Annotated in this window: 1 protein-coding gene; it reads left to right on the plus strand. The window is 70.0% G+C overall.

What is annotated here, in order from left to right; all coding sequences use genetic code 11:
- A partial coding sequence (locus AC1DYK_RS35730) for a hypothetical protein (protein ID WP_478170574.1) occupies positions 1–470 on the plus strand: 470 nt, incomplete at both ends.

The following is a 470-nucleotide window of genomic DNA, read 5'->3' on the forward strand; positions in this document are numbered from 1 at the left end:
ACCGATGCCTATCGGCAATTCGCCGACCGGAAGGACGAGATCTCCCGCGACCCCGGACTTGCCGAGAATGCCGTACTCGGTCCACTGAAAGCCAAGCGGACGGCGAGCATCGACCGTATCGCCACCGCCGTCGGACGCAGTGCGGACCGTCCGGACGGGCTGGACGGGCTGGCCCCGTGCAGTCTGCGCGCCGACGACAGCAATGACATGGGAGATCAGGGCGCCGGCCAGGGCCAGGGTCAGGACGACGGCCAGGACGACGGCCAGGACGGCGGCGCGAACCAGGGCGCCGACGACGGCCAGGATCAAGGGCAGGATCAAGGTCAGGACCAGGGCCAGGACCAGGGCCAGGGCCAGGGCCAGCAGGGCAACGGCCCCGAGGCGTCCGACTTCGTCGACATCCAGTCCGTGCAGCCCAATGTCGACAGGCCACGCCAACGCCGCGGCGCCTCGCGCGGTACGTTCACCAC

It is taken from the genome of Variovorax sp. P2_H12, from assembly GCF_056403395.1.